At 70.8% G+C, this 1,529-nt stretch carries 1 protein-coding gene; it reads right to left on the bottom strand.

Annotated features, from left to right (window positions below):
- Positions 1 to 161: 161 nt before the first annotated feature.
- Positions 162 to 1,529 (bottom strand): DUF4173 domain-containing protein (locus VF697_RS20645; RefSeq protein ID WP_331097536.1); only part of this gene is annotated, 1,368 nt, incomplete at its 5' end.

Below are 1,529 nucleotides of genomic sequence, written 5' to 3'. Positions count from 1 at the left end.
GAACACGCCGGTGGAGGTGGCCTTCACCCCCACCAAGACGGGCAAGCTCGTCTACGGCTGCGCGATGGGGAAGATGATCAGCGGCGTGTTCATGGTGGAGTAGCACCGCCGCACCGAGGGGGCCGGCCACACCCGCGCGGTGTGGAGGCCCCCTTCGTGTATCAATCCCTCGGCCCCTGGTAGACGACCTCCACCGAGTCGCACGCGAACGGCTGGACCAGCTTCGCGGCGCGGTGGCGCGCGAGGTGGAAGGCCGGCCAGCCGCCCGGCACCGGCTGGGAGAAGCGGCAGAACATGTCACGGACGTTCCACGCGAACATGTCCTTGGGGTGCTGAGCCTGGTACGCGGCGAGCTCCGGCGCGGCGTCCTCGGACAGCGAGAGCTCGATGTAGGACGCGTCCAACGTGGAGCCGTCCAAGGTCCGCGCGAGGTTGCCGCGGGCGATGAAGGCATCCGGGTTGAGCACGTTGAGCGCGGCGAGGAAGCCGAGCGCCCCCACGAAAGCGCCGAGGGCGAAGCGCTCCGGGCGCCACCAGAGCGTCACCACACGCCACACGAGCACCCCGGCCAGGACCACCATGAAGACGTGCGTGTACACGCGCAGGTGCGTGTAGCCGTAGGCGGACTCGTAGAGCGCCATGCGCTTCACCGCCGAGGCGAGGATGAGCAGCACCAGGCCCACCATCGCCGAGCACGCCGCCCGGAAGGCGGTGAGCTGCCCCTGGCTCTGAAGCCGCGTCCAGCGCGCCAGCGCCATGCTCAGGCCCAACGTCATCATCGACACCGTGAGCAGCTCGAAGAAGCCGCGCCGCGCGTACCCGGCATAGGTGAGGCCCGAGGGCAGGCGCGCCTCGCCAAAGAGGAAGGCGAGCTGGATGACGGCGAAGCCCAGGAAGAGCAGGTCCACCAGGCCCAGGAGCGTGAGGCTCTCGGTGAAGCCCAGGCGGGCCACGGCCGGAGCCACCTCCGTCTCACCGGCCTCGCCGCCATGGCGGCGCCGGCGCAGCGCGTGGGCGAGCAGGCCGAGCGCCGCGAACGCGCCGGCACCGGTGAACACCAGCCGCCCCACGGTGTCCACGAACGACAGGCCCAGGTCGAGGGACAGCACCCGCGCCACCGCGTTCTCGAAGACCGCGTCCGCCGAGACGAGCAGCGCGGTGAAGATGAACAGCACGGGCACCGCGAGCAGCCCTCCGCGCAGCACCGGCATCAGCTTCGGCACCTGCTTGCGGGCCGCGGACAGGTCCACCTCCGAGTACACCACTCCCGGCGGGAGGAGGACGGCCCGGAAAAACGTGCCGAGCGCGGTGAGCGGGTAGCCCCACAGCCCGAGCCGCTCCACGCGCCCGGCCGCCCAGAAGTGGGTGACGAGCAGCAGCAGCAAGCCCGAGGCGAGCACGTTGAGCGTGGTGAGGAACGGGCTCGCGCGAACGAAGACCATGCCGGAGAAGAACATCAGCGGCACGAGCAGCCAGGAGTTGGGCCGAGCGCGCTGCCAGCTCTCGCGGCCACCGAGGGCGAGCAGCGC

Origin of the sequence: Archangium sp. (assembly GCF_036388035.1) — a bacterium.
GTDB lineage: Bacteria > Myxococcota > Myxococcia > Myxococcales > Myxococcaceae > Archangium.
This window is presented reverse-complemented; position numbering and strand designations above follow the sequence as displayed.